Source organism: Nocardioides litoris (assembly GCF_006346315.1).
GTDB classification, from domain to species: domain Bacteria; phylum Actinomycetota; class Actinomycetes; order Propionibacteriales; family Nocardioidaceae; genus Nocardioides; species Nocardioides litoris.
Genome location: NZ_VDMR01000020.1, coordinates 1 through 1,356 on the forward strand (window position 1 = coordinate 1; position 1,356 = coordinate 1,356).

Consider the following 1,356-nt stretch of genomic DNA (forward strand, 5'->3'; position numbering starts at 1 on the left):
ATCCACCAGGAGGCGGACCCCACCCGGGCCCGCCTCCTGACGTTTTTCCAGACATCAGCAACACAACCTCGCCCGACGACCACCTGACCCAGCCAGCGAGCCGGCCAGGCCCGAACCGGCCAGGCCCGAACCGGCCAGGCCCGCACCGGCCAGGCCCGAACCGGCCAGACCCGAACCGGCCAGACCCGAACCGGCCAGACCCGAACCGGCCAGACCCGAACCGGCCAGACCCGAACCGGCCAGACCCGAACCGGCCAGACCCGAACCGGCCAGACCCGAACCGGCCAGACCCGAGCCAGCCAGACCCGAACCGGCCAGGCCCGAGCCGGCCAGACCCGACAAGCGCACGCACCCCATGGCCCGAAGGGGCTACCCCGGTCCGTACGGCGACCCGATGTGACGAGCCCCCGGACCCGGCAGAGTTCTCCATGTCAGGCCACACCGGCACACCAGCGCCGGGCCCGCCCCCCACCAGCACAGACCAGGAGAACCACCATGCTCGACTACGCCCGCATCCAGCTCCGCGCCCGCCTCGCCAACACCGACGACCGCGGCGCCTCCGCCGTCGAGTACGGCCTGCTCGTCGCCGGCATCGCCATCGCCATCATCATCGCCGTCTTCGCCCTCGGCGACACCCTCTCCGGGATGTTCGACGGCGTCGAGGGCCAGGTCGGCGAGCGCACCCCCTGATCAACCCAGCTCCACCAGATCCACCAGATTCACCAGGAGGCGGACCCCACCCGGGTCCGCCTCCTGACGTTTTCGACCTCCATCAGCGCTCGCCAGCCAGTCCAGGTGGTCACGACAACTAGCCTGTTGTGACTAGACGCCCGGAGCGGTCGAACGATGCGATCGCCGTCGACCGGGCCGACAATGCTCGTGGGGGGGGTCGTCCGGACCCCGTCGCAGGTACGAACGCACGACAGGGACACCACCATGCTCTCCTACACCAGCATCCAGCTCCGTGCCCGCGCGCATCACCTCGACGACCGCGGCGCTTCCGCCGTCGAGTACGGCTTGCTCGTCGCCGGCATCGCCATCGCCATCCTGCTCGCGGTCTTCACCCTCGGCGACACCATCGAAGGTCTCTTCTCGGACGTCGACGACCAGGTCGGGAACCGCGGCTGACCGCCACGACGGTCGCCCCACGGGAATGACCCGGACGGGCTACTCGGGTCCGTACGGCGACCCGATGTGACGGGGCCCGGGAACCGGAAGAGTTCTCCACCTCAGGCCAGGGACACCAGCCCCGCAGGCCGCCCCCCACCAGCACCCAGGAGAACACCATGCTCGACTACGCCCGCATCCAGCTCCGCGCCCGCCTCGCCAACACCGACGACCGCGGCGCCTCCGCCG

Annotated in this window: 2 protein-coding genes; both read left to right on the forward strand. The window is 70.7% G+C overall.

Annotated features, from left to right (window positions below; translation table 11 throughout):
* Positions 1 to 495: 495 nt before the first annotated feature.
* A complete protein-coding gene (locus FJQ57_RS22090) occupies positions 496 to 690 on the forward strand; it encodes a Flp family type IVb pilin (RefSeq protein WP_139981183.1) in 195 nt (64 codons plus the stop codon).
* Positions 691 to 936: 246 nt separating this feature from the next.
* A complete protein-coding gene (locus FJQ57_RS22095; protein WP_139984541.1) occupies positions 937 to 1,128 on the forward strand; it encodes a Flp family type IVb pilin in 192 nt (63 codons plus the stop codon).
* Positions 1,129 to 1,356: the final 228 nt, after the last annotated feature.